At 45.5% G+C, this 25421-nt stretch carries 24 protein-coding genes and 1 pseudogene; 15 read left to right on the top strand and 10 right to left on the bottom strand.

All coding sequences use genetic code 11. From position 1 onward, the window contains the following. Positions 1-83 precede the first annotated feature (83 nt). The 13 genes from lnt to NIT79A3_RS16950 all read left to right on the top strand — a co-directional run bounded on the left by lnt (position 84) and on the right by NIT79A3_RS16950 (position 12000). Positions 84-1541 carry an apolipoprotein N-acyltransferase gene (gene lnt / locus NIT79A3_RS17015; RefSeq protein WP_049785423.1) on the top strand — a complete coding sequence of 486 codons (1458 nt, stop codon included), beginning with the start codon at positions 84-86 and terminating at the stop codon, positions 1539-1541. A gap of 46 nt (positions 1542-1587) precedes the next feature. Beyond that, the gene (glyQ, locus tag NIT79A3_RS17010; protein WP_013967376.1) at positions 1588-2511 is read left to right on the top strand and encodes a glycine--tRNA ligase subunit alpha; all 924 of its coding nucleotides are present in this window, start codon (positions 1588-1590) and stop codon (positions 2509-2511) included. Beyond that, a complete protein-coding gene (glyS, locus tag NIT79A3_RS17005) occupies positions 2508-4697 on the top strand; it encodes a glycine--tRNA ligase subunit beta (protein WP_013967375.1) in 2190 nt (729 codons plus the stop codon). The genes glyQ and glyS overlap by 4 nt, the downstream gene beginning before the upstream one ends. A gap of 1 nt (position 4698) precedes the next feature. Next, entirely contained in the window at positions 4699-5238 is a 540-nt protein-coding gene (gene gmhB, locus NIT79A3_RS17000; RefSeq protein ID WP_013967374.1) for a D-glycero-beta-D-manno-heptose 1,7-bisphosphate 7-phosphatase, read from the top strand. After that, positions 5235-5975, top strand: a complete 741-nt coding sequence (locus NIT79A3_RS16995) for a lysophospholipid acyltransferase family protein (protein WP_013967373.1) — start codon at positions 5235-5237, stop codon at positions 5973-5975. The genes gmhB and NIT79A3_RS16995 overlap by 4 nt, the downstream gene beginning before the upstream one ends. A 2-nt stretch (positions 5976-5977) precedes the next feature. Next, positions 5978-6679: a SprT family zinc-dependent metalloprotease gene (locus tag NIT79A3_RS16990; protein WP_013967372.1), complete on the top strand. Its 702-nt coding sequence runs from the start codon at positions 5978-5980 to the stop codon at positions 6677-6679. Positions 6680-6843: 164 nt separating this feature from the next. Next, the gene (locus NIT79A3_RS16985; protein ID WP_013967371.1) at positions 6844-7257 is read left to right on the top strand and encodes a hypothetical protein; all 414 of its coding nucleotides are present in this window, start codon (positions 6844-6846) and stop codon (positions 7255-7257) included. A 4-nt stretch (positions 7258-7261) separates the two neighbouring features. Next, complete coding sequence (locus NIT79A3_RS16980) at positions 7262-7495, top strand: hypothetical protein (protein ID WP_013967370.1); 234 nt, start codon at positions 7262-7264, stop codon at positions 7493-7495. Positions 7496-7736: 241 nt separating this feature from the next. Continuing rightward, on the top strand, positions 7737-8384 hold the full coding sequence (locus tag NIT79A3_RS16975) for a hypothetical protein (protein ID WP_013967368.1): 648 nt from the start codon (positions 7737-7739) through the stop codon (positions 8382-8384). A 198-nt stretch (positions 8385-8582) separates the two neighbouring features. Beyond that, the gene (locus NIT79A3_RS16970; RefSeq protein ID WP_013967367.1) at positions 8583-9008 is read left to right on the top strand and encodes an Hsp20/alpha crystallin family protein; all 426 of its coding nucleotides are present in this window, start codon (positions 8583-8585) and stop codon (positions 9006-9008) included. A gap of 275 nt (positions 9009-9283) precedes the next feature. Then, entirely contained in the window at positions 9284-11209 is a 1926-nt protein-coding gene (locus NIT79A3_RS16960; RefSeq protein ID WP_013967366.1) for an ATP-binding cassette domain-containing protein, read from the top strand. A 107-nt stretch (positions 11210-11316) separates the two neighbouring features. Beyond that, positions 11317-11643, top strand: coding sequence for a cytochrome c (locus tag NIT79A3_RS16955; protein WP_013967365.1), 327 nt, complete (start codon positions 11317-11319; stop codon positions 11641-11643). Between the two features lie 27 nt (positions 11644-11670). Further along, complete coding sequence (locus NIT79A3_RS16950) at positions 11671-12000, top strand: cytochrome c (protein ID WP_013967364.1); 330 nt, start codon at positions 11671-11673, stop codon at positions 11998-12000. 74 nt (positions 12001-12074) lie between these two features. Here NIT79A3_RS16950 and NIT79A3_RS16945 read toward each other — a convergent pair whose 3' ends face one another. The 6 genes from NIT79A3_RS16945 to aat are packed head-to-tail and all read right to left on the bottom strand — an operon-like array spanning position 12075 to position 16340. After that, on the bottom strand, positions 12075-12512 hold the full coding sequence (locus tag NIT79A3_RS16945; protein ID WP_013967363.1) for a DUF1841 family protein: 438 nt from the start codon (positions 12510-12512) through the stop codon (positions 12075-12077). Positions 12513-12525: 13 nt separating this feature from the next. Then, on the bottom strand, positions 12526-13158 hold the full coding sequence (gene nth, locus NIT79A3_RS16940; protein ID WP_013967362.1) for an endonuclease III: 633 nt from the start codon (positions 13156-13158) through the stop codon (positions 12526-12528). Further along, entirely contained in the window at positions 13155-13838 is a 684-nt protein-coding gene (rsxB, locus tag NIT79A3_RS16935) for an electron transport complex subunit RsxB (protein ID WP_013967361.1), read from the bottom strand. Before rsxB ends, nth begins: the two co-directional genes overlap by 4 nt. A 2-nt stretch (positions 13839-13840) precedes the next feature. After that, positions 13841-14881 (bottom strand): quinone-dependent dihydroorotate dehydrogenase, encoded by a 1041-nt coding sequence (locus tag NIT79A3_RS16930; protein WP_013967360.1) that lies wholly within the window; start codon positions 14879-14881, stop codon positions 13841-13843. A gap of 40 nt (positions 14882-14921) precedes the next feature. After that, complete coding sequence (locus NIT79A3_RS16925) at positions 14922-15629, bottom strand: arginyltransferase (protein ID WP_013967359.1); 708 nt, start codon at positions 15627-15629, stop codon at positions 14922-14924. 12 nt (positions 15630-15641) lie between these two features. After that, positions 15642-16340, bottom strand: coding sequence for a leucyl/phenylalanyl-tRNA--protein transferase (aat, locus tag NIT79A3_RS16920; RefSeq protein ID WP_013967358.1), 699 nt, complete (start codon positions 16338-16340; stop codon positions 15642-15644). A 144-nt stretch (positions 16341-16484) separates the two neighbouring features. Here aat and NIT79A3_RS16915 point away from each other — a divergent pair, with 144 nt between their 5' ends. Beyond that, positions 16485-17402 (top strand): hypothetical protein, encoded by a 918-nt coding sequence (locus NIT79A3_RS16915; RefSeq protein WP_013967357.1) that lies wholly within the window; start codon positions 16485-16487, stop codon positions 17400-17402. 726 nt (positions 17403-18128) lie between these two features. After that, a pseudogene (locus tag NIT79A3_RS16910) lies at positions 18129-19105 on the top strand (IS1595-like element ISNtsp4 family transposase). 2 nt (positions 19106-19107) lie between these two features. Here NIT79A3_RS16910 and NIT79A3_RS16905 read toward each other — a convergent pair. The 4 genes from NIT79A3_RS16905 to NIT79A3_RS16890 form a co-directional block, all read right to left on the bottom strand. Next, positions 19108-20223, bottom strand: a complete 1116-nt coding sequence (locus NIT79A3_RS16905) for an ISAs1 family transposase (protein WP_013967356.1) — start codon at positions 20221-20223, stop codon at positions 19108-19110. Between the two features lie 261 nt (positions 20224-20484). Then, positions 20485-23286 carry a multicopper oxidase domain-containing protein gene (locus NIT79A3_RS16900; protein ID WP_013967355.1) on the bottom strand — a complete coding sequence of 934 codons (2802 nt, stop codon included), beginning with the start codon at positions 23284-23286 and terminating at the stop codon, positions 20485-20487. Then, positions 23276-24298: a multicopper oxidase domain-containing protein gene (locus NIT79A3_RS16895; RefSeq protein ID WP_013967354.1), complete on the bottom strand. Its 1023-nt coding sequence runs from the start codon at positions 24296-24298 to the stop codon at positions 23276-23278. The genes NIT79A3_RS16900 and NIT79A3_RS16895 overlap by 11 nt, the downstream gene beginning before the upstream one ends. A 235-nt stretch (positions 24299-24533) precedes the next feature. Next, positions 24534-25259 carry a response regulator transcription factor gene (locus NIT79A3_RS16890; protein ID WP_013967353.1) on the bottom strand — a complete coding sequence of 242 codons (726 nt, stop codon included), beginning with the start codon at positions 25257-25259 and terminating at the stop codon, positions 24534-24536. Positions 25260-25421: the final 162 nt, after the last annotated feature.

The following is a 25421-nucleotide window of genomic DNA, read 5'->3' as shown; positions in this document are numbered from 1 at the left end:
CGTATTTTTACCAAATCCTTTATCCAATATTGACTCAATTGAAGAATCCTTACCTCAAACTGCTTATTGTTTTTTTACTGGGTATGCTGACTGTACTCGGTTTTGCGCCATTTTATCTTTTCCCTGTTCCTGCCATTACGCTAGCAGTGCTGTTGGGATTTTGCCACAAAAGCCGGACCTCTCTGCAAGCAGCGTTACTTGGATTTTGTTTTGGCATGGGGCTATTTTGTGCAGGAGTAACTTGGATTTATGTCAGCTTGCACGATTTTGGCGCAATGCCGATGTCGGCCGCTGTTACGGCACTGATTATACTCTGTGCTTACCTGTCGCTATTTCCCGCGTTCAGTTTTTGGATCTTGACCAAGTTTCGCCGTACTTCACCGTTTGTCTGGGCATCGACCGCTGCGGCGCTGTGGATGTTGTTTGAATGGCTGCGCGGCAATCTGTTTACCGGTTTTCCCTGGTTGACGCTGGGTTATTCACAAGCGCCTTTTAGCCCATTGGCTGGTTTTGCGCCGATCATCGGTGTTTATGGCATTTCCATGGTTGTGGTATTTAGCGCTGCCTTACTGTTCTTCTGGATTGATAAAGGGCTTAGAAATTGGCGTTATGGGTTGCCCTTGATGCTGATTTGGTTCGGCGGTTTTGGTTTGCAGGCTATTGAATGGATTAAACCGCTCGGTGAGCCGGTCACGGTTAGCTTACTGCAAGGCAATATTGCGCAGAATATGAAGTGGCGGGATGATCATCTCGAGAACACCATGGAGACTTACGCTAAACTGATTTTGGAAAGTGACAGCCGGTTGATTGTGACGCCGGAAATTTCCATCCCGCTTTTTAGCGATGTCGTACCACAATCCTATTTATCGCATCTTGCCGCGCATGCCAGAAATAACAACGGCGACGTCTTGATTGGTTTGGCTGAGCGTACGACCGATGACGGCGATGATTATTATAATACGATGTTCAGCTACGGCTCTGCGCCGGAGCAGCGTTATCGCAAACACCACCTGGTTCCTTTTGGTGAATTTATTCCGTTAAAACCGATATTCGGTTGGGTTATTGAGGTGCTGAAAATCCCGCTATCGGATTTCTCGCGTGGCAGTTTGGATCAACAGCCGATGGATCTGGCGGGGCAACGGGTTGCGATTAATATCTGTTACGAAGATGTGTTTGGCGAAGAAATTATTTATCAGTTACCGCAGGCGACGATGCTGGTGAATGTCAGCAACGATGCCTGGTTCGGACGCTCGATCGGACCGCAGCAACACTTGCAAATTTCCCAAATGCGCGCATTGGAAACCGGGCGCTATATGTTACGCGCTACCAATACCGGGGTGACCGCGATCATCGATGAACGCGGCAGGGTATTGCAAACCATCGAGATTTTTACTACCGCAGCACTGCACGGATTGGCTCAAGGTTTCACCGGCGCCACGCCTTATGTGCGCATGGGAAATTACCCGGTGCTTGGACTTGCCGGCTTGATATTGTGCATCGGATTGATATCCGCCTTTCGCGCCAGGCGGAAAACCCTGTAAAATCCGATTAATTTTCATTTTGGTGCTGGTTTAAACCAGGTTCTTCATGGCAACACTTACTTTCCAGGAAATTATTCTCACGCTGCAGCGGTATTGGGACAAGCAGGGTTGCGCGATTCTGCAGCCTTACGATATGGAAGTCGGCGCAGGAACAAGTCATACCGCCACTTTCTTGCGCGCAATAGGCCCCGAGCCATGGAAAGCAGCGTATGTGCAACCGGCGCGCCGCCCGAAAGACGGGCGTTATGGCGACAACCCCAATCGTTTGCAGCACTATTATCAATTTCAGGTAGTGCTCAAACCGGCACCGAAAAATATTCTGGATTTGTATTTGGATTCGTTGCGCGAACTCGGGTTTGATTTAACGCAGAATGACGTACGTCTGGTTGAAGATGATTGGGAAAATCCGACATTGGGCGCTTGGGGTCTGGGCTGGGAGGTTTGGCTCAATGGCATGGAAGTGACGCAATTTACCTATTTCCAGCAGGTCGGCGGCATTGATTGCAAACCGGCTACTGGTGAAATTACCTATGGATTAGAGCGCCTGGCCATGTATCTGCAAGGCGTGGAAAGCGTGTTTGATCTGACATGGACAAAGGGATTGACTTATCACGATGTGTATCATCAAAACGAAGTCGAGCAATCCAAGTATAACTTTGAACACAGTGACACCGAATTTCTGTTTCTGGCGTTCGGCAAGCACGAAGCGCAAGCCAATCACCTTATCGAAAAGCAGTTGGTGTTACCCGCCTACGAGCAAGTGCTGAAAGCGGCGCATACGTTCAATCTGCTCGATGCGCGCGGCGCTATTTCAGTTACCGAACGCGCTGCGTATATCGGCCGTATCCGTAATCTGTCACGGCAGGTCGCCAAGGCTTATTACGACAGCCGCAAAAACTTGAATCCACCTTTCCCGCTGGCGCCGCGTGAATGGGTTGCGCAAATGCCAAATTCAGCAGAGTCAGCATGACATCCAGAAATCTACTCGTTGAATTATTGGTCGAAGAGTTACCGCCCAAATCGCTGAAACAGCTCGGTAACAGCTTTGCGGAATTATTAACCGCCAGCTTGAAAGCACAGGATCTCGTGTCGAAGGAAGCGCAGGCCACAGCGTATGCTTCGCCGCGGCGACTGGCGGTCCATATTACCCATGTGGCAGCACAAGCAGCCGATAAAGCGATTGCGCAGAAGCTGATGCCGGCAACCGTTGGATTGGACGAGCAAGGCCGGGCGACACCGCCGTTATTGAAAAAACTGGCGAGCCTGGGTGCCGATGCATCGGTCGTGCCGCAGTTGAAGCGCGTGATGGAAGGCAAAACGGAAACATTATTTTGGGACAGCACGGTTAAGGGCACGCCATTAACCGAGGGGCTGCAAAAAGCATTAGAGGAAGCAATCGGTCAATTACCGATCCCTAAGGTGATGACATACCAGTTAGCGGATGGCTGGAGTAGCGTTAATTTTGTGCGCCCTGTACATGTGCTGATTGCACTGCATGGGGCCGATATTGTTCCGATTAATATTCTGGGGCTGCAAGCCGGGCGTGAAACACAAGGACATCGTTTTGAAGCGAAAGTGAATCCCATTGTGTTGCACAATGCGGACAGTTATGCGCAACAACTGGCCGCCGAAGGTACTGTCATTGCCAGTTTTGCAGAGCGCCGTGCGGAAATCGCGCGTCAGCTTGCCGTAGCCGCCACGCGGGAAAATCTTACCCCGGTTGACGATGACGCGTTATTGGACGAAGTCACCGCATTGGTCGAACACCCTAATGTCCTGGTCGGCACATTTGCTGCGGAATTTCTGCAAGTACCGCAGGAATGCTTGATCCTGACCATGAAAGCCAATCAAAAATATTTTCCGTTGCTGGATGCACAGGGAAAACTGGCCAACAAGTTTCTGCTGGTCTCCAATATTCAACCAACCGATCCGAGTTTGGTCATCGGCGGCAATGAACGCGTGGTGCATTCGCGCTTGGCCGATGCCCAGTTTTTCTTCGATCAGGATCGTAAAAAAACACTGGCATCGCGCGTGCCGGAGCTGGACAAGGTGGTTTATCACAATGAGCTGGGTATGCAGGGTAAGCGCATGCATTATGTCCGCGCTATCGCAAAGATGATCGGCGAACAACTGGGCGGCAATACACTGGCTGCCCAAGCATATGAAGCCGCCACGCTAGCAAAAGCCGACTTGCTGACCGATATGGTCGGTGAATTCCCGGAACTGCAAGGCATTATGGGGCGCTATTATGCGCAACACGAAGATTTAAGCGACGATGTCGCGTTTGCCATTGAAGATCATTACAAACCGCGTTTCTCCGGTGATGCATTGCCGCGTAATTCTGTTGGTATCTATGTGGCACTGGCGGATAAGCTGGAAACATTGGTGAATATGTTTGGAATTGGTAAGATTCCGACTGGTGACAAGGATCCTTTTGCACTGCGCCGCCATGCCTTGGGTGTTATTCGTATCTTGATTGAGAAAAACTTGTTGCTGAAACTAAATGTGTTAATCCAACAAGTCATCAAAATTATCTATGACCCAGTAATTGAAGATCAGTGGTCGCAATCCTTCTATAAATCGAATGTCGGAGAAAAGACAGTGGCGCGAGGTACTAGAATCCGTGCTGTTCCAGAAGGATTAAGTGAGCAATTACTAGCGTTTATTTATGAACGCCTCGCGGGCAGTTTACGAGAACAAGGCTACTCTGCCCAGGAAGTCGATGCCGTTCTCAGTTTGAATCCACAAAATTTGAGTGATATCCCCAAACGCCTCGCTGCCGTGCGTGCTTTTGCCGCGTTGCCGGAAGCGGTCAGTCTTGCGGCTGCCAATAAGCGGGTGGGTAATATCCTTAAGAAATCGGAAGGCGGTATCAGCGATGCTGTGAATACCGATTTATTACAAGAGCCCGCCGAACAGGCACTCTATCAGACATTGACCAGCCTTTCTTCCAAAACCAAAGAAGCTTTCGATTCCGGAGATTACACCGCTTCGCTGCAAATCCTCGCTGCGCTGAAATCGCCGGTCGATACTTTTTTTGATCATGTGATGGTGAACGTTGAAGATGAATCCCTGCGCAATAACCGGCTTGCCTTACTGGCACAGTTACACCAAATCATGAATCGCGTAGCGGATCTCTCTAAACTGGCCTCTTAATATGAAACTGATCATCCTCGACCAAACCGGTGTGATTAATCAGAGCAGTGATGCATTTATCAAAACACCGGAGGAATGGATTCCTATCCCCGGCAGCCTGGATGCGATTGCCCGGCTGACGCATTCCGGCTATCGCGTGGTCATCGCCACTAATCAATCAGGTATCGGCCGCGGGTTGCTCGACATGGCAACTTATAACGCCATTAATGACAAGATGTACAAAGCGGTCAATCAAGCAGGCGGGCGTATTGACGCCATATTTTTTTGCCCGCATACCAGTGTGGATAAATGTTCCTGCCGCAAACCGGCAACCGGTTTATTGGATGAAATCATGCAGCGCTATGGAGTTAATTTAAAGAATGCGCCTGCAGTCGGTGATTCATTAAAGGATCTTCAGGCTGCCGCCACAGTCGGTGCCATACCGATGCTGGTGCTGACCGGCAATGGACAAACAACGCGCACGGCGAAGGAAATTCCCGCCGGGACGCAGATTTTTGAGAATCTGGCCGCCGTGGCCGACGCGCTGGCTGGAGAGGAATGACAGTGGCAGTTTTACGTTCAGCACTGTACATGTTGCTGCAAATCATTATTACGCCGCCGTATGCATTATTTACACTAGCCTGTTTCCCGTTGTCACCGCATAACCGCTATCGCGTGACTTCCAGTTGGACAATGATCATGCTGTTTCTGCTGCGTTACCTGTGTGGCATTCGTTATCAAATCATCGGCGCGGAGAATATTCCGAAAACGCCGAGCATCGTGATTTCGAAGCACCAATCGGCCTGGGAAACGCTGGCTTTCCAGAAAATTTTTCCGCCGCAAGTGTGGGTACTGAAAAAAGAATTACTGCGCATTCCGTTTTTTGGCTGGGGATTGGCGATGACCAGCCCCATCGCGATCGACCGCAGTGCCAAGAAAAAGGCCTTGGAACAAATCGTTGAACAAGGCAAAGACCGGCTAAGCCAAGGATTCTGGATTGTGATATTTCCGGAAGGCACACGTATCCCGCCGGGGCAACGCGGCAAGTACCGCATCGGCGGCGCATGGCTGGCGACGCACACCAATGTGCCGGTAGTGCCGGTCGCGCACAATGCCGGTGAGTTGTGGGGGAGAAATTCTTTCGTCAAACACCCCGGCACGATCACCGTCAGTATCGGCGAACCGATCGACCCCACCGGAATGGAAGCCGGAGAATTGAATGCCAAAGTGGAAGCTTGGATTGAGGACGAAATGCTGCGTATCAGCAAGCAGAGCCAGCAGAACCAGAAAAACCCATAAAAGTGTTCGCGCAAACCATTCTCAATGGCCGGGAAATTACTTACACACTCAAGCGTTGTAAGCGCAAATCCATTGGTTTAAGAATTGATAGTCATGGCTTGAGTATCAGCGTTCCATTACAAACCTCGATTCCCAATGTTGAAAATATCCTGCAGGAAAAAGCGGATTGGATAACGAAAAAGCTGAAACATTGGGAAAGCAAAAAACATCTCGCATTAACCTGGGCGCACGATGCCTCGTACCCGTTACTGGGTGAATTGTGGCGCATCGCGCTGAAACCATCGGGTGAAATACAAATGGCCTGTCAATCCGCCAATACAGCGGCGGATGCGTCATTGGTGGAGCAATTCACGGCGCAACTCAATCCCAGTCAAATCGAAAAATTCGTGATGGCCTGGTATGGCCAGCAAGCTGTCACCTGCTTCAAGCAGCGCATCGCAATCTACGCCCAGGCACTTAATCTACCCGTACCCCCATTCCGCCTGTCGCGGGCCAAAACCCGCTGGGGCAGTTGCAACAGTCGCGGCATCATTCACCTGAACTGGCGTTTGATCCAAATGCCGCTGCATCTGGTGGATTATGTCGTGGCGCATGAGCTGTCACATCTGGTTGAAATGAATCACTCGGTGAGATTTTGGAGACGGGTGGAGAGTATTTATCCCAATTATCAGATGGCGCGTAAAGAGCTCAAAGACTATGGTTGATGCACGTTAGCACAAGCTGGGACAAGCCTTGCAGTCGAAATCCTTATCCCGTATTACTTTATTCTGTGTTATGTTTAAATGAAAAGACGGTAAGGTCTTTATGCCTTGAATTTTCCGGGGTGCTATATCATATGGCAATGGAATAGTGGAATAAGGAAGAAAGAATGTCAAATGTAACCCCAGAGTTCAAAATTCTAAATCACGTGATCGATTTTATGGAGTCTAAAGGACTAACTCACAAAACGGTTTGGGTTTCTATTGATGAGGAACTCGTAGAGAAGGTCAATGCCGAAAACAAATCAGCTTATACCTTGGATGAATTAAAAAGAGCTGCAGATAAATGTCTAGCTAATGAGTGGCTTGAGCGAGTTGAAATAAGTGGCGGATATGGAAGTTTGCGTATAACTCAAAAAGGGCTCGGAGCCGCTCGTTCAAGGCGGAAAGTTGAGGCTTTGAGGGAATCTCGGTCTTTTTTTAAAAAAACTTCAGACTATATTGAAGATCACAAAGGATTAATTATGGTCCTTGGTTTTTTGGTAGCCTTAGCAGCATTAGCGCTAAAACTATTTGAGGATTGAAGCTGTGGAGGATAAGAAATTTACAGTGACATTAAAATGTTTGTTCTGTGGTGAAGTGTTGGAAGGAGACACGGAAAAGGACTGGGTCTCTGGCGATTTGATTCCATGCCAGAGTTGTCAGGAACTTAATGATTATGATTCGCTGATTTCGGTAGCTATAGATGAGGGAAAGGAACTGGTCGCTGAATATGCGAAAGGTGAAATCGAGAAAAAATTTAAGAATCTATTTAAAAAATGAACTTAACATTGTGTTCAAAGAGTAAGGTAGGGCGCAATATCATTGCGTCGACTGAGTCGAAGCCCAATCAAACTAACAAAAGATCGCTCATATTTTACATTAGGCGGTAAAAAGTAAAATAAGCGATTGTTATAGGCTACTTTCCGCATGCATATACTCATTCCATATTCCTGATTCGCTCAATTTTTTTTCAAGAATGATATGATTTGCCACTATGAATGAATAAACAGTTGGAGAAATCATGCGCAATTCTGAACCTGAATCCGGTTTGAATTTTAATCTGATCATGCCGGCCGCGTTATTGCTGGTTTTATTAGTCGTACCCTTTTCGGTCAATTCTTTTATGCATATGTTTTCGGCTAAAAAGCAGTTTATTAATACGCTGATGATGAAAATACCGATTGATAGTGCGGCGATCGCGATTCCGGCAGCGGTTAAACAGTATGAGCCTTTTGATGTGACTTTAAATCTGGAAACGAAACAGTTTGCTAGGCTTTTGAATGAGATTGTTTCAATGTCAGCCGAAGGCACCGAAATCCAAGGGATTGTTGGTGTGGTGTCGCCCGACATGAAAGCTGAAATTGCCGGTGAGGATTTTGAGATTGATAAGCAGGGGCCGCAAGAACAACTCTCCGTTTATCGCGGTACTGCCAACTGGCGCTGGCGTGTCACACCGGAATCATCGGGGTCTCATGATTTAAAATTCCAGTTGCATCTCTTAACGCAAAATAATGGCCAGCAGAGCACCAAAATTCTGGATCTTGCTGAAGCGAGTTTTTCTGTCCAGGCAAATCCATCGGAATGGTTTAAACGTCATTGGCTCTGGGTTGTTTCACTGCTACTGGTGCCTGCCGCGATTATTTTTGGATTGCGGCGGCGTCATGCGTGATAAAACCAGTCGTTGTGTTTGGAAATTTTTTTTAGGCGGCTTGAAAAAGAACAAAAGATCCTTATATCAATAAACTGAAAGTGTACTTTTTTGTAACTGTAAAAACGCCGCATTAAAGGTTTATTGATCGCAGATTGAATGAGGCGTTGCTGTTGTAGATACACAATGTGCTTTTTAATCGATAAGGAGAAATTTATTATGGCCATTACACGTTATGAACCTTGGGGTTTGCTCAGTCAACTGCAAAGAGAATTAGAACGAAGCGGTGCTGAAGGTTCGACTGCAACTGCGGAATGGGCGCCTGCTGTTGATATTAAAGAAGAAGCTGACAAATTTATCATCCATGCCGATATCCCCGGTGTTAAGCCGGAAGAAATAGACATCAGTATGGAAGACGGTGTGCTCACCATCAGAGGTGAAAAGAAATCGGAAGCGAAAAGTGAGAAAGAAGGTTATAAGCGGGTTGAACGCACTTATGGTTCTTTCTACAGACGTTTCAGTTTGCCGGATACCGCCAATGCGGATGCGATATCAGCCGCTTCAAAGAATGGTGTGTTAGAAGTGATCATACCGAAACGGGAAGCTGTGCAACCGAAGAAAATCAATGTGAAAGTGGCGGAGTGATTCATTTGAGCTCTATCGCATTCAACTTGTTTTAAAAATGATCAGACAAAATGGAGCCTACGGGCTCCATTTTTATCGCCACTTGCTTTTGCCAAGCGGGGCAAAGCATGACAGAATGTCTGCCGGTCACTTCTAAAAATCCAAGTTTCGTCACAACCCTTTGTTGCTCGTGCCTCGTTTTGTTTAGAACTTTGAATTTTTTGAAGCGTACTTCCTGTTTTCTTGAAGACCCCATAAATCCTAATTAACCAGTAACGCCTAATTAAACTTCCCTGATGCCTCTTATTACACTGGAAAACGCCTGCTTGGCTTTTGGCCATCATGCCTTGCTTGATCACGCAGATTTGCAACTTGATCCAGGCGAGCGTGTGGGTCTGATCGGTAGAAATGGCGGGGGAAAATCGAGTTTGTTGCGCGCCTTGTCAGGTGAAATCAAACTGGATGACGGCAGACTTTGGTGTGCGCCCAATTTAAAGCTGGCTTTTGTATCACAAGAACCCGTGCTGAATCCTGACAATACGGTGTATCAAGAAGTTGCAAACGGTTTGGGCAAAATCAGTCAGGTATTGCTGGATTATCATGCGGTCTCTCATGCACTAAGTGACGATACAGAAGACACGGAAGCGTTATTGATTCGATTACAAGATTTGCAAGGCGCATTGGAAGTTCAGGATGGGTGGAACTTGCAAGCAAAAATAGAAACCGTGATTGACAAGCTCAACCTGCCTACCGATACCCTAATTGCGCACCTTTCGGGTGGTTTAAAAAAGCGGGTGGCGCTGGCGCGTGCTTTGGTGATATCCCCGGATGTTTTATTACTGGATGAGCCGACCAACCATCTTGATTTCACTTCGATCGAATGGTTAGAAGGACTGCTGCAGGGTTTCTCTGGCAGTGTCTTGTTTATTACGCATGATCGGCGTTTTCTGGATAATGTGGCGACAAGAATTATCGAGCTGGATCGCGGAAAACTGGCGACTTTTGCCGGAAAATTTACTGATTATCAGATAAAAAAAGCAGAAATACTGGAAATTGAAGCCGTCCATAACCAGAAATTTGATAAGGTTTTGGCACAGGAAGAAGTTTGGATACGTAAAGGAATTCAAGCGCGGCGCACGCGCAATGAAGGCCGGGTACGAAATTTAGAAGCATTACGTTTGGAACGCGCGGCTAGACGGGAAAAGATTGGTAAAGCCAATATCAATGTGGATGTGGGCGAACGCTCAGGTAAATTGGTCGCCGAACTGGAGCATGTGAGTATAAGTTACGGCGATAAAATTATTATCAATGATTTTTCCTGCCGCATTATGCGGGGTGATCGCGTAGGACTATTAGGGCCCAATGGCGCTGGAAAATCTACATTATTAAAATTAATTCTCGGTGAACTACAGCCGGACTCCGGTGAAATTCAACGGGGGACCAAGCTAGCGGTCGCCTATTTTGACCAGATGCGTGAACAGTTGGATGAAGAAATGATTCTGACGGATACCATCAGCCAGGGCTCCGAGTTTGTGGAGATTAACGGTAAACGCAAACATGTCATCAGCTATTTGGAAGATTTCCTGTTCGCGCCACAGCGTGCTCGCTCTCCAGTCAAATCGCTTTCGGGTGGCGAGCGTAATCGACTGTTGCTGGCCCGCTTATTTACGCGCCCTGCCAATGTTCTCGTATTGGATGAGCCGACAAATGATCTGGATATTGAAACCCTCGAGCTACTGGAAGCCTTGCTGCAAGACTATACCGGCACGTTATTTCTGGTCAGTCATGATCGTGAATTTCTTGATAATGTCGTCACACAAGTAATTGCATTTGAAGGAAATGGAAAATTGTGTGAATATATTGGCGGTTATGAAGATTGGATACGTGCAAAACAATTTGAAGATAATATCGGTCAGCAGAAAATATTATCGAAGCAATCAGAGACTACGCCAGCCAGTATTCCTAAATCATCCGGGTTTTCGCGCGCTAAAAAACTTAGTTATCAGGAAATGCGTGAGCTTGAAGCATTACCTGGTAAAATTGATAGCTTGGAACAAGAACAAGCAAAGATTACCTTGCGTTTGAATGAACCAATTATTTATCGTGACCATCCGGACGAAGCAACAGCACTGCAAGCACGCTTTGCCACGATTGAAAAAGAACTGATAGACTGCATTGCAAGATGGGAAGAATTAGAATCAAAATCTGCCGCAAAAACGTAGCACTTATGACAGCATTTCCTTATAAACAACATGGACATGCTTACACTATTCATTGACCAAATCAAACACATCGTTTAAAGTTCAACTTTTGAGAGAGGGAGGCTTATATGAAACAAAAATCAGTTATGAATTTATTACTCGCCTTGGGTATGCTTTTAGCATTTTCTGGGGTAGCGCAATCGGCTGGAGACGCAACAGCTGCAAAAGAAAAGTTATCAATGTGTGAAGGCTGTCATGGGATTCCGGGCTATAAAACAGCTTTTCCAACCGCTTATCATGTTCCAAAACTTGGTGGACAACACGCAGATTATATCGTTAAAGCGTTAGAAGGTTACAAGAATGGCACACGCAGCCATCCTACGATGACAGGTTTGGCTAAAACGCTATCTCAACAAGATATTGAAGATTTTGCTGCTTATTATTCTAAAAATTAATTAAGTCATTAACGCAAGGAACGAATTATGAAGAACTATGTAATTGCCGCACTAAGCGGTGCAGCCTTGATACTCTCCAGTCAAGTAGTGGCTGCTGATATTGAAGCAGGTAAAAGTAAAGCAGCTGAAGTTTGTGCTTCATGTCATGGTGCAGATGGTAATAGCCCTGCTCCAAATTTCCCCAAAATCGGTGGACAGTATAGAACTTACTTGGCAAAAGCATTGCAAGATTACAAATCCGGCAGCCGGAAAGATCCAATTATGGCTGGAATGGCAGCTAGTTTGAGCGCAGCGGATATTGAGAATCTGGCTTTTTATTATTCAAGCCAATCCGGTAGCCTGAATTCAAACAAATAAAAAGAACAATTTATTTGTACCAGATTTAAGAGCGGGATAAACACCACTAAGAGTTGGTTTTATCCCGCCTTTCATTAGTTTGTTGAACTTAATTGTTTGTCTAAACAATCAAAATAGATGGCGGCATCAGGCGCGGATTCATTACGTTGCGCTTGCCATATCATTTCTGCTAAACACTCCATTACTTGGTGTGTGGCGGCATGCTCACTTCCCGTATTTCTTTGCAAGCGTGCAAATCGCTCACAAATCCCAATTGGCTGATTAATCGACAATTGCTCTTTGATCGCCAAGTGCATGCTCATATGCAGGAATGGATTGGTATCCCCCATTTCGGGTAAATAATCCTGATCCAAATACCTGTCGGCATTATCCAGGATGCCATGGTACTCCGGGTGCAGCAGTATTACCTCCAATGCAATCGTTTCAATACCGGATAAGATTTCGCGCTGGCGGTATTTGCGCCATGTATCAAAAAATAATTGGCGCGCCTGTTCTCTGGATGGTTTGAACATAGTAGGATCGGGGTTAAATCTTCTTGTCTTTAAATTCGCATAGATGATTAATTGTACATACAGCACATTCCGGTCTTCTGGCTTTACAGACGTACCGGCCGTGAAGAATCAGCCAGTGGTGTGCGTCCAGACGGAATTCTTTGGGCACTACTTTAAGTAGTTTTAATTCTACCTCCAGCACATTCTTTCCGGGTGCAATACCCGTGCGATTAGCAACCCGGAAAATATGAGTATCCACAGCGATGGTTGGTTCACCAAAAGCGGTATTCAAGATCACATTTGCAGTTTTACGCCCGACACCAGGTAATTTCTCCAGTTGCTCGCGCGTGCGAGGCACTTCGCTACGATGATGCTGCATGAGTAACTGGCAAGTTGCCAGAATATTTTTTGCCTTAGTTTTATATAATCCGATGCTTTTAATAAATTCTGTCAAACTTGCTTCGCCCAAGGCAAGAATTTTTTCCGGCGTGTTGGCCTGGGGGAATAATTTTCGTGTTGCCAGATTAACGCTTTTATCGGTGGCTTGTGCCGAAAGAATGACAGCGATCAGCAGCTCAAAAGGTGAGCGGTACTCCAGTTCGGTAGTCGGATGCGGATTTGCTGATTTCAGGCAAGCAAAAATTTCGTGGCGCTTAGCTGAGTTCATACGGTTTTATTCGTCAAATTGTTTGTAATTGTCTGGGATCGCGCGGCTTTTGCCCGCTTCATTGCAGCTTGAACAATTGCCTGTTTGCGTGCTTCTGCTGATACGCTGATGATTTCAGCCTGCTCGGCTATTTTGTGTTTGAGTGGTTTTTTATTTGCTTGCTTTTCTCGCGCCAGTCTTTGCAACCTGAATTGATAGCGTAAACGTGCAGCATCCGCAGCCTGCTGTTTAATTGCATCGGCTGACAAACTGAATTCGTCATCCCCTTTTCCAGTTACCGGAATCAGACTGATGCAATCCATCGGGCAGGGGGCAATACATAATTCGCACCCGGTACATTCTGCAGCGATCACTGTGTGCATTTGTTTGGCGGCACCGACGATTGCATCGACCGGACAAGATTGGATACAAAACGTACAGCCGATACAAATACGTTCATCAATCCAGGCGATCGCTTTGGGTTTGGGTAACCCATGAGAGGTGTTCAGCGGCTTGGGGGGTACACCCAATATCTCCGCCAATTTTTGAATCCCTTCCTGATCTCCGGGTGGACATTGATTGATATCGGCGCGGCCTGCTACAATCGCTTCTGCATAGGGTTTACATCCTGGGAAACCGCATTTTCCGCATTGAGTTTGCGGCAAAATGGCATCAATTTTTTCTATGAGTTGCTGATTCATTCTTACGCTAATGAATCACTCTGTTTAGCTTTATCAGCGCAAACAGACTGTGCTATTTCTTTGACCAAATCAGGACCATGATAAATCAGACCGGTATACAGTTGTATCAGGCTTGCGCCGGCTTTCAGTTTGTCTTGTGCAGCGTCTGCCGACATAATGCCGCCGACGCCGATAATCGGGATGGCGCTTTGCAGGAAGCAATGCAGTTGATGAATAACCGCAGTGGCGCGTTGCGTGAGTGGAGCGCCGCTCAACCCGCCGCTTTCTTGCGCTACCGGCAGGTGCTCAATGCCAGTCCGTGAAATCGTCGTATTGGTTGCGATCACACCATCTATTTGATGCTTCATCAGTAGCGCAGCGATCGATTCAATTTGCGCCGCCTCAAGATCAGGTGCAATTTTTACCACCATCGGCACGTATTTCCCATGGATTTGTGCGAGTTTTATTTGCTCGGATTTTAGTTTGCTTAACAAATGATCCAGCGCATCGGCAGCTTGTAATTGCCGCAAATTCTGTGTGTTCGGCGATGAAATATTGACGGTGACATAACTGGCATAGCGATATACTTTTTGTAGACCGATCCGGTAATCATCGACTGCCTGCTCAAGCGGAGTATCGAAATTCTTGCCGATGTTAATGCCCAATATGCCTTGATAATCCGAGCGTTTGATGTTTTCTATCAACCGATCTACGCCATGATTATTAAAACCCAACCGATTGATCACAGCATTGGCTTCGGGAACCCGGAAAATTCTCGGGGCCGGATTACCCGGTTGGGGTCGTGGTGTCACTGTGCCGATTTCAAGAAAGCCAAATCCCAGCGCAGCAAGCGCATCCAAATATTCACCATTCTTATCCAATCCCGCGGCAAGTCCGACGGGATTGGGAAAATCCAATCCCATGACGTTACGCGGCTGACAGACAATAGCTGTGCTTTTCAGCAGCCCAAGCTTTCTGGCTTGTTCGATGGCGCTGAAAGTAATGCGATGAGCGGACTCAGGATCAAGTTTAAAAAGCAGCGGGCGAAGGAGTGTGTAGAGCATACGGAATTTTATCCTGAACGAATGCCGGTTTGAGAAATTTTCACGAAAAACTGCTGTTGTCCAGCAATTGCCACTGGCCGTTCGTCAAGACTTCCAGCGGTTGGAAATTAGCTTTATAGCGCATCTTTCGATTTTCTTTGATCCAATAACCCAGGTACAGATAAGTCAAACCAAGCTTCCGGCATTGTTCTATCTGCCATAAGATGTTATAGGTACCAAAACTCGCATGGATCTTATCCGGATCAAAGAAAGTATAAACCGATGAAAGCCCGTCAGGCAGTACATCGACAATGCTGATCATGCGCAACTGATCGCCTTCATGGAACTCAATTAGCTTGGAATTTACATGGCTTTGTAATAAAAAATTATGATATTGCTCACGGCAATCATGATCCATCCCTCCGCCCGCATGGCGTTTTATCTGATACCGTTGATAAAGCGCATAATGCGACGGTTTGTAGTGCAGCGCGTTTTGTATGGCAGTCAAATGTTGATGCTGTTTCCAAGTGCGGCGCTGAGTGCGGTTGGGGGAAAAGTTGTTAACATTAACGCGTACAGATAGGCACGCGTGGCAATGCGCACAGCTGGGACGATACGTATAAAGGCCGCTCCGGCGGAAACCAGCTTGTATCAATTTTCCATAAGTCTGGTTATCAATCAGGTGCTCTGGTGTGGCAACCTCAGAGCATGCGAGTTTGCCGGGTAAATAACTACAGGAATAAGGATTGGTGGTATGAAATTTAAGCACGGATATCACTCACTATTCGATCAAAACACGATCAAAGTTCCATTTGCTTCCGGGTTGGGACCCTATTATCAATGTATTAAGTTTTTGACCGAATTCCACTCTTGAAATTTCTCGTGCACCCAAAGATGCCAGATGACTGGTCTTAACCTGACAATCAATCAAGCCGTACTCCCAGCATTGTAATTGCTTTACCAGATGGACCAAGGCAATTTTCGATGCATCCGGAACAAGCGAAAACATCGATTCGCCAAAAAATATCTTACCTAACGATACGCCGTAAAGCCCGCCAACCAGTACGCCATCCATCCAGGTCTCGACAGAATGCGCCAGTCCCTTTTCGTGCAGTGTTGTATAAGCAGAAACCATTTGCGGATGGATCCATGTCCCTGCTTGCCCTTTGCGCGGGGCAGCGCAGGCGTGCATAACCTGAGCAAAGCTAGAATCGGTATGAATCTGATAGTGGTCTTTTTTAAGTGTCTTGCGTAAAGAACGAGAAATCTTTAATTCATTGGGAAACAACACCATTCGCGGATCCGGGCTCCACCAAAGTATTGGGTCGTCTTCATTAAACCAGGGGAAGATGCCTCTGCTATAGGCCTCAAGCAAACGCTGGGGCGAAAGATCTCCGCCAACGGCCAATAATCCGTTGGGTTCACTAAGGGCGTTTTCCACTGGTGGAAACGATGCGCGGGATTTAATGCCGGAGATCATGGAATTTTCAAGTAATAGATACTGATTGATATTAATTTGATATAGATCAAAGTTGCTATTTTAGCGTTTATTTACCATCGGCTTCCGATTACAAATCCATAAATAGAATAAATAGAGTACATAAAGTACATAAAGGAGACTTAAGTGAAAAATCTTTTTGACAAAGTGCAGCTGACTTCGCGTATTACTGCGGGTACATTTTTTCTGGCTGCTGTGATGGCAGCACCGCATGCATTAGCGCATGATGCAGCTGCTGAGCGTATTAAGCAACTAGAACAAAGTTTACAAGCCATTCAAGTTGAATTGCAAAGAATGAAATCTGAATCCGCTCAGGCTGCGCAAAAGGTTAAAAGTATAGAACAAACTGCTACCCAGGCAGAACAGAAAATAAATAGTCTTGAAGAGAGGAAAGCAGCGCTGGTAGAACGGGTAGATCCATTAACGCAACGCATCGGTTCAGATATAACAGAAAAAACTCGTTTGCTGCACTTCCGCGGTGGTTTTACACACGCGATGAATCAGCGCAACGGCTCAAGTATACAAAGTGTTGTTGCGCCTGTTGGAGCCCAGGATCAAGCCGGTAAAGATGGGTGGTATGTGGGTGCAGGCATTGATTGGGGTCTGACTAGGGATATGTGGGGGCTTATGCCAAAAACGACTGTCTTTGCGGAACTGATGTTTGAGTACAAGCAATTCGGCAACAGTGTTCAGGGCAATGCACTAGCTAATGCGCCTACTATGTTAGTGGGCGCGCCACAGAATCCGCTTAATGTAACAGTCAGTCAATTTACGCTAACAGCGTCACCTAAGATCAAATTTTTTGAAGGTTCTAAAATTAGGCCTTGGATTATTCCTGCGGGTTTAGCAATTCACGTTATGAGCCCAACTTCTGAATCCATTACGTATTTAGCGCCAGGCATTCAATTTGGTGCGGGTGTCGATTACAACATTTATAAAGACTTTTTTATCGGAATTGATGGCCGTTATCAATTAGTGAATAAGACGGATGGCGTCAATATGAGTGGTATGACTGCTGGCGGTTATGTTGGTATTGGGTTCTAAAAATATTTAAATACTGAATACAAAAAAATAAAGAGTGATGTGTTAACAGCAGCCTGAATTACACAAAACTAGAATTTTTCTAGCTTCCATCGTCGCTTTTTAGTTCCGTTCGCAGCCAGAAGAGTATGTATGCGTAACGTAGCCTTGGCACCTCGCTATTTGTTTAGTGGGGTGTTTTTTTATGGTCCTTTTGCTGGATTTATGTTGCCATACAACAGTACTTTGTAGGACCAATGAGAATGTGAACTGGATATAGCTTTCCTAACTTCAATCAGGCGCTTACAAAAAATATGGCTATGTCATCGTTAATTGTTGGTCGCTGAGAAAAAACACAAATTATTATTTATAAACAAGTCATTCGCCAAAAAAACAATAATTGATATTTTGCTCCAAATTCATTGGGTTACATCATTACCACTAACTAACGATGACATAGCCAAAAATATTACTTGTTGTTTTATAATTTCATCAGGTAATCCCTAGCAGGCCATTGAAAAACTATCTGCGTTGCCGCTGCGGTGTTAAAAACAAGCTCAAAATGCTCATTTATCACGCATAAACTGCGCTTTTTCGCCTGTTTTTGCCTTGCATCGGCTGCCTCGAAAACATTTTTCAATGGCCTGCTAGTGGCGTCAGGGCAATCGGGCTTAAATTAGGCTCTGTAGCAATTAATTGTTGAATTGCTAGTCAAATATGCATCGGAATGTAAAAGAGGGGTTATGCATCATGAAAGCAGCTGAATTCAAAGATTGGATAAAATCGATTGAGAGGATGAGCCGCGGTCAGCGAGACAAGCTTCGAGAAAGATTAGAAAGAAAAGCCGGTGCTGATACGATCATAGAATTGATTGAGCAAGGGCAGAATGAAGAACGAATTTGTCCCTATTGTCAGGAAACAAAGCTGTATCGGTGGGGTAAAGCCAGTGAGTTACAACGCTACCGATGCCGCCACTGCAATCACACATTTAATGCCCTGACAGGCACGGCATTGGCCCGATTACGCCACAAAGACAAATGGTTTGATTATGAGCAAGCGATGGTTCAAGGGTAAGTGTACGTAAAGCAGCGGTCAGCTGCGGAGTAACCACGAACACGAGCTTTAAATGGCGTCACCGTTTTTTGCGAACGCCTGCACTCCATCAATCTCCCAAAATGAATGGCATTGTTGAAGCTGACGAAATGTATTTTCTGGAATCTTTTAAGGGACAACATCATTTACCGAGAGCCGCACGCAAACGAGGCGGCAAAGCTGCCAAGCGCGGCACATCAAAAGAACAGATACCTGTGCTAGTGGTGCGCGATCGTTATGGTGAAACTGATGACCGTATACTGCATGACACAAGCGCAGAGCAAATCGGAACAGTGCTTATCCCTTTGTTAAGCAAAGATGTCATTCTCTGCACAGATGGAATGCCCGCCTACAGACAGATCACCAGGAATGCAAGAATTGTTCATCGTCCAGTCAACATTGCTGCAGGTCAACGAGTTATCAACGATGTTTACCACATTCAGAATGTTAATGCTTATGGCAGCCGACTCAGACAATGGATGGCGAAGTTCCATGGTGTGGCAACACGCTATCTTGCAAGTTATCTGGGGTGGCATAGAATGATTGACCGTCTCGGTCAGAACGTTACACCAACCCTTTGTTTCCTAATGTCACTTGGGAAAACAAGACAATTTCAACAGTTAATTACTACATAGCCTTAAATTACTCCAATAATGCGGAGCAAATAATCATTATTCCAACCGGCCTTTAATCGTTTTATTTTTACACCGACTTTTGATATTTTTTCTTTATTTATCAGGTTTAAAGCAATATGTCTGATAGTGGCAAGATTGGCTGCACTATGGCCTTTGCGTGTCCGGTTGCTATCTTCATCAAAAGCAATATCAAGCACCCAATGTAAATTGTTCTCGATAGCCCAATGAGCGCGAACAGCATGTTCCAGTTTAGCCGGATTATTGGCGCTCAGACTACTGATGAAATAACGCGTTTCCCCGGTGATTCTATTTTCTGATTCTCTTGTTGCTGTAACCGCAATGATACTTTGTAGTCCTGCCCAAGCATGACGTTCTTTTAACCATGCGATCTCATCTGTCACACAGATAGTACGTGTTTCAATGCGTCCATGATCCCCATCAACAGTCACCATGGCGGCTTCAGGCGATAACTGCGAGGTAAAATACGTGGCAACATCTTCATGTAAGTTACCCTGGTTGCCCTTCAGGCTCAAGACATAATCGCCACCTTGTTGAATAATCTGCTGAGCAATTCTTTTCTGGCAACCCATGGCATCAACTGTAATCACACTTCCTGCAATATTCAGTCGCGATAACAGCTTGGGAATGGCCGTAATTTCATTGGATTTATTGTCCACTTTAACCTGACCCAAGACCAGGCTATTGTGCTGCGCCCATGCACTGACCATATGGATAGCTGCCTTTCTTGAAACCTTATCAATGCTACGCCTTAAGCATTTACCATCAATTGCAATGACTTCTCCTTCAGTCAGACTGGCTAAGTCAGACACCCAGTTGGAAAAACACTCGCCAAACTGTTCATTGTCTATCGCTGCAAAAACATCTCCAAAGGTATCATGCGCGGGTATCCCATGCTGCAAACCAAGCAATTTAGTGAACCAGTCTATCTTGGCTTTGCCAAATTCTTCAATAGCCACCCAATTGTCCGCCCCACAGATAACAGCGCATAAGGCGATAAAAAATATATCCTGTAACTGGTGTTTCTTTTGCCTGTCTACTCTCGGGTCTTCAATGCTTGAAAAGTGATGGATAATTGACGCTATCGGTTTCTCTATCATTTGAAATCAAAATGATAAAGCTAATACCTCATCTTGTTTCTGTTTTCAAGCCTCTTTTAGCCCGATTGCCCTGCTAGTGGCGTACTCTCCTTTGCTTTGTTAAGGAATCTCTGAATAACTGCCATTTCGAGCTTAGAGTGAAATCTATACTGTTGATTACCAAAGATTCCTCACTACGTTCGGAATGACAAAGGTGAGTTATTCAGAGACTTCTTAAGGAGCGGCGCCACCAGCTTATAAACTGGTGGCCGACGTTTCTGACTAATGTGCTCCTACTGGATCCTTCTGTGCAGTAGTCAAATCGCTTTTCCACTCTTCTGGCAGATTCTGCACCCAACCATTATAAACATTGGGTATGGCCAGCACCCCCTGACCGCCAAACCCTGGCAAGCCGCTAACGGTATCGTCTTTAGCATTGCTTCCGTTGTCGACCAGAGAAACATAACCAGCAATGGTTGCATCGCTTAAGTCGCCATCGCCATTAGGGTCTACATCCACAACCGTGAGCCGGTTAGAGAATTTGCTCGTTACATAAGCATAGTACCCGCCGTTTTTCTTAGCGCCAAAATTTGCGCCGTGACAACCGGGATCGCAACCAAACATCGCGACAATCTTGTCAGTTTTCGTATCAATCACGAGTATCTGTCCACCTGTCGCAGCGATGACAACAGCCTTGCCATCTGGAGAAACGGGCGTTTGGATGGGTAGCACACCGACAGCAGTTACACCATCATGATTGAGATCACTTATTTCTCCCGTAATAGGATTATAGTCAGCGATGAGGTTAATAGTTTTTATCAACTCTCCTGTATGGCCATCAAGCACACTTAAAGAATGATGCAACAGGTTGGTTGCATAAATCTTGCTGGAATCAGGCATCATACCGATAGCAATCGGATGCGCACCAGGAGCACCTTGCCCTGTCGCCGTTCTAGATTGTATGTCGCCATCGGCAGCATAAATTCCAACATCACCGGTATTAATATTAGGCGTTATGATCTTGGAGCCATCTGCGCTCACCCAATGACCGTGCGGACTGGCGGAAGTATGTCCGTGCGCCTGTGTTGGCATCATTTTAGTAACAGTTGTTGTACCGGCTGGCATGACAGAAATACCATTTTCGCCATTGATAGCAATCGTAAGATCATCCGTCGAGGGTAAAGTCATCACATGAGAGGGTGCATAGCCTACTTGAATGTTTTTGATTAATTGACCATTTTCACGATTAATCAGTGTTAGCTTGTTATCAAACCATTGTGTCGCATAGATAACGGATTGATCCCTGTTAGGCCACATGTTATGTGGGTTATTCATATTGATTCCGGGCAGTGCAATCTTGCGCTTAACAGTCCAATCGGCTGCATTAACCACAGTAATTGTGCCGGGTTTGTATTTGCCTGCAGTTTTCTCGAATTGGGTATTAATCCACACCTCTCCAACACCAGGTTTTTCCGGATGTTTGGGCGTTAAAAGGGGCGCATTATATACATTTAATAAATCAGATAGTTTTGCTGTTGCTCCTGTAATAGCGACAGGAAGCGTGGGGAATCTTACATTCCAAAGACCTGACGAATAGTCCTGCCAATTGTCTGGGGAAGTTGCAACAAAAAATGTTTTCAGTAAACGAATAGCGAGATCGCTGCTCGTAGGCAAGTTTGTTATTCCTGTTACGAGATCTATCTTAAAATCAGATGCTTTGTCGCCTAGATCAAGCGCTGGCGTAATTTTCCCTTCTTCATCAGTTGCAGTTGTAGTGGGATCATCCACGATCACCGCTCCAAACATGTATGGGTGTATTTTGCAAGTGAATACATACAGGCCCGGCGTATCTAATCTGACAATCCCGCCTCCCCGATAGGCATCTGTTTGATTGAAAGGCATATGATGCGCGCCTGTAGGCCATAACAGAGTACTAATGGTGTGCACTGCGTTGGTATCTGACATAATAAAATTGACACTGCTACCTGGAGCAATCACTTCCAATGATTTGGTTTTAATGTCCAAACCCAGCCCAACGATCGCATCACCCCGTGCGCTTCTGAACCAGCTCCCCGGCACATCGGTAATTTCAAAAGTGACCAGGCCAGGTTCTTCTGGTCGTGTACCCAGTAAAATATTGCCATATGGGGACGCGCCTACCACACTGGCGCCGTCACCGCCCACCGGGTCAACTTTGAAACTGCCGTGCATTCCTGCTTCCATATGTGAAAACAAGTGACAATGATATTGCCAATCGCCGGCACCGACACCACTGCCAGCTTTAATCGTAAATGTATGGCTGTCTGAACCATCTGCCAGTAATTTGGTATCAATTACAGTGTTTGTTCCTGTTTTAAGCCAGCGATGCGCGTGCAGATGGAAGGTATGTCCTGGGCCTACCGACAGAATGTGAAAACGGACAATATCGTTCTCAACGGCTCCCAGATTTGGATTAGCCCAGAGCGGTTTTTGTTGTGCTCCACCCCCGGATATCTCGGTGCCCCAGAAAGTTGAGCCAACCATAAATAAAACAAATTGTTTATTCAGATCGCCTTGAGTAACAGGGGTAATACTGCCATCCTCATTCACATAGCTGCCGATCGGATCACTTGCTTTATCGACGACAAGTGCGCCAAATAGACCGAGAAGCTCTTTTCCATTACCGTGATATACATAAGTCCCAGCTTTTTTCGCCAGCACAGTGTAATTTTGCGTCTGTCCCGGTTTTGCTTTCGCAGTATTCGTATTAATTAGACCAGGTACATTGAAGCCCACCTCAAACGCGGTGTTATTGGTGAGTGTTACTTTGACCAAATCTCCTTCTTTTACAAACAAGGCCGGGCCAGGAATAACAGCTTCTGCAGCACTGTCAGCCAAGGCGTAACCCAATTGACCATTCGGTAGCGTGTTAGCTGCGATGGAAAAATTCTGTACCGCTGCCAGCGCCATGGGTGATGCCAGAAGTGTGACGGCAAACAGTATAAAAACTGTCAGCATCAAGGTTGGATTTTTTAATCCAAAAATCTTTTTGTTCATGTTGTCATCCTTATCTTCTATCTGCTTATTCGCTTGTTTAATGGACATTGAAGCTACCGATCATGCCCAGTAATTTATTTGAGAAATTATTATCCATATACTGTGTGCTTCCATTTGCTTTGATAATAAATACATGTTTCTCAAGAGGCCCAATTGCAATCTGATCGATAAGGTGATGTGTTCCCGGATCGAACCACTGATAACCATTCAGTACAAATTTATGGATATCAGTGCCCATTGCGATCAGATGAAATCTGACATAAGTGTCTTTTGCAGCGGACAGTGATGGATTGACCCCATGTTTCGATTGTTTTTTGCTGATGCCATTAATTTCCATTCCCCAGAAAGCATCATCACCGAGATAGAGCACATACTCTTTAGCAAACGTATAAGGAATAGGACTGGCTGCCGGGTTGACAATAACTGCGCCAAACAGCCCTCTATTTTCAGACCCGTTATGACTCTCGAAATTATGGTCATGATAAGGCCACGTTCCTGCAGTTCCGCGAGCAACATTCCATTCGTACTCATAGGTTACAAAAGTATCTTCCGGCCCAACACCCGCTCCCTCATCAAGGTGCCGATTGATTACCTTGAGTGTGCCATCACTGAGTATGTTGTAATGAACACCATGTACATGCACGCTGACTTGCTTGCTAAGTCCTGCAGCAGGAGGATCGCCTGGAATTGCATTTAAAAGAGTCAGTTTAACCGTATCACCTTCTGTCAATACGATTGTTGGCCCGGGAATTGTAGCAACAGGTGGTTGATCATTAGGACTATATCGACGTGTAATATTCACGCCATCAACCGTATGACTCAACATTTTGTAAGCCAGCAGCTTATTACCAAAACCATCGTCCTTAGTTTCTTCCGCCGTCATTTGAATAATATGTTCTGCTGCAAAACTCTTTTCAATGATTGCAAAAGACATTGCCAGTATGAGTATGAAGAGGAAAGTAATTTTTCTTAACAGTGGTTGATGCGGCATAGGTGGTGCGGCAGTGGAATTCTCTGTGAACTCCGTGGCGCAACAGGGTTGATTGGGTTGAAAAGACATTCTAATAATCCTCCTTATGTGAAAAAGTTCGTATCAAGAGAATCGCTTAGGGAAAACGTCCCCCGGCATATTAATAAGGCTATTGGCTTTAGATGCTTACGATTTTCTTGAGGCTCACAACTTGGCAAATAGATTGCAGCTACCGAATAATTGCTATTTATTTACTTTAGTGATCCGTGGGATCTTATCAAAACTATTTAACGATAAATAGATGTCATTTGTCCCTAAGATGCTGCTATTTTTCTGGATCTTGCGGATAAAATGTCCCGGATAGGTAGGATTCCTTGAAGTAATCATACTGAGGTGCTTTCAAGCATAATTCAATTTGTTTCTTAACCCCTATTTTTCTATAAATTACAGAGAGTTGGTTGCGTACGGTTTTTTCCGTGACAAATAATTGCAGGCTTATTTCTTTGGCCGATAAGCCCTTGCATGCGAGATAAGCAATGTGACGTTCACCATCGCTCAATTTGGGTTTATGTAATGTTCCGGAATCAGTTTGTAAGTCAGTTGATGGATTGGGAGCAAATTGCGCTTGCCATAGCAACTTGGTAATATTGCGGTCAAACCAGATTTGACCTGCGTGAATTGCATAGATGGCTTTTAATAGCAGTTCAGAGGAGTGATGTTTGCTGATAATACCCACTGCTCCTGAACGAAATGTTTGCAGATAGGTTTGTTCGCTATTGTGATGAGAGAAAGCCAGCACTTTAGTTTGCGGGCTGGTATGCAGCAATCTGGAGATATGTTCGACGCAGTGACCATTGTTCAATTGCAGATCAATAATGACCACATCAGGTTTATGTTGCACAACCAAATTGAATAAATCTTCTATACAACCGGTTTCTGCAACCAAGCGAATTGTAGAATGATTTTCAAACAACGAATGCAAGCCCAAGCGCACAAGCTCAAAACTTTCAGCTACCAATACGCGTATTTTAGTATGAGATTGCTCAATCATGTTTTAGTTGTATTTATCTTGAGCCATTAACATGAGATCTCTCTGTGCACTGGCGATCAAATATTTCTGTAGAGATTCCTTTCGCGGTAAATAGATTGCAACGATTTATTATCGCTATCTATTTAATTTAGTGGAGAAATATTATATCAAATATACTTTATG

Source organism: Nitrosomonas sp. Is79A3, from assembly GCF_000219585.1.
Taxonomy (GTDB): Bacteria; Pseudomonadota; Gammaproteobacteria; order Burkholderiales; family Nitrosomonadaceae; genus Nitrosomonas.
The sequence above is the reverse complement of the archived record's forward strand: the minus strand, read 5'-3'. Positions and strand labels throughout refer to the sequence as shown.

Excerpts from the sequence above, each read along its gene's own strand:
- aat (WP_013967358.1), bottom strand. The coding sequence starts at position 16,340 with ATGATCTCCGGCATTAAATCCCGCGCATCGTTTCCACCAGTGGAAAAC.
- NIT79A3_RS16970 (WP_013967367.1), top strand. The coding sequence starts at position 8,583 with ATGGCCATTACACGTTATGAACCTTGGGGTTTGCTCAGTCAACTGCAA.
- NIT79A3_RS16975 (WP_013967368.1), top strand. The coding sequence starts at position 7,737 with ATGCGCAATTCTGAACCTGAATCCGGTTTGAATTTTAATCTGATCATG.
- NIT79A3_RS16955 (WP_013967365.1), top strand. The coding sequence starts at position 11,317 with ATGAAACAAAAATCAGTTATGAATTTATTACTCGCCTTGGGTATGCTT.
- nth (WP_013967362.1), bottom strand. The coding sequence starts at position 13,158 with ATGAACTCAGCTAAGCGCCACGAAATTTTTGCTTGCCTGAAATCAGCA.
- glyS (WP_013967375.1), top strand. The coding sequence starts at position 2,508 with ATGACATCCAGAAATCTACTCGTTGAATTATTGGTCGAAGAGTTACCG.
- NIT79A3_RS16905 (WP_013967356.1), bottom strand. The coding sequence starts at position 20,223 with ATGATAGAGAAACCGATAGCGTCAATTATCCATCACTTTTCAAGCATT.
- NIT79A3_RS16995 (WP_013967373.1), top strand. The coding sequence starts at position 5,235 with ATGACAGTGGCAGTTTTACGTTCAGCACTGTACATGTTGCTGCAAATC.
- glyQ (WP_013967376.1), top strand. The coding sequence starts at position 1,588 with ATGGCAACACTTACTTTCCAGGAAATTATTCTCACGCTGCAGCGGTAT.
- NIT79A3_RS16930 (WP_013967360.1), bottom strand. The coding sequence starts at position 14,881 with ATGCTCTACACACTCCTTCGCCCGCTGCTTTTTAAACTTGATCCTGAG.
- NIT79A3_RS16985 (WP_013967371.1), top strand. The coding sequence starts at position 6,844 with ATGTCAAATGTAACCCCAGAGTTCAAAATTCTAAATCACGTGATCGAT.
- lnt (WP_049785423.1), top strand. The coding sequence starts at position 84 with ATGCTGACTGTACTCGGTTTTGCGCCATTTTATCTTTTCCCTGTTCCT.
- NIT79A3_RS16900 (WP_013967355.1), bottom strand. The coding sequence starts at position 23,286 with ATGTCCATTAAACAAGCGAATAAGCAGATAGAAGATAAGGATGACAAC.
- NIT79A3_RS16945 (WP_013967363.1), bottom strand. The coding sequence starts at position 12,512 with ATGTTCAAACCATCCAGAGAACAGGCGCGCCAATTATTTTTTGATACA.
- NIT79A3_RS16895 (WP_013967354.1), bottom strand. The coding sequence starts at position 24,298 with ATGTCTTTTCAACCCAATCAACCCTGTTGCGCCACGGAGTTCACAGAG.
- rsxB (WP_013967361.1), bottom strand. The coding sequence starts at position 13,838 with ATGAATCAGCAACTCATAGAAAAAATTGATGCCATTTTGCCGCAAACT.
- NIT79A3_RS16890 (WP_013967353.1), bottom strand. The coding sequence starts at position 25,259 with ATGATTGAGCAATCTCATACTAAAATACGCGTATTGGTAGCTGAAAGT.
- gmhB (WP_013967374.1), top strand. The coding sequence starts at position 4,699 with ATGAAACTGATCATCCTCGACCAAACCGGTGTGATTAATCAGAGCAGT.
- NIT79A3_RS16960 (WP_013967366.1), top strand. The coding sequence starts at position 9,284 with ATGCCTCTTATTACACTGGAAAACGCCTGCTTGGCTTTTGGCCATCAT.
- NIT79A3_RS16950 (WP_013967364.1), top strand. The coding sequence starts at position 11,671 with ATGAAGAACTATGTAATTGCCGCACTAAGCGGTGCAGCCTTGATACTC.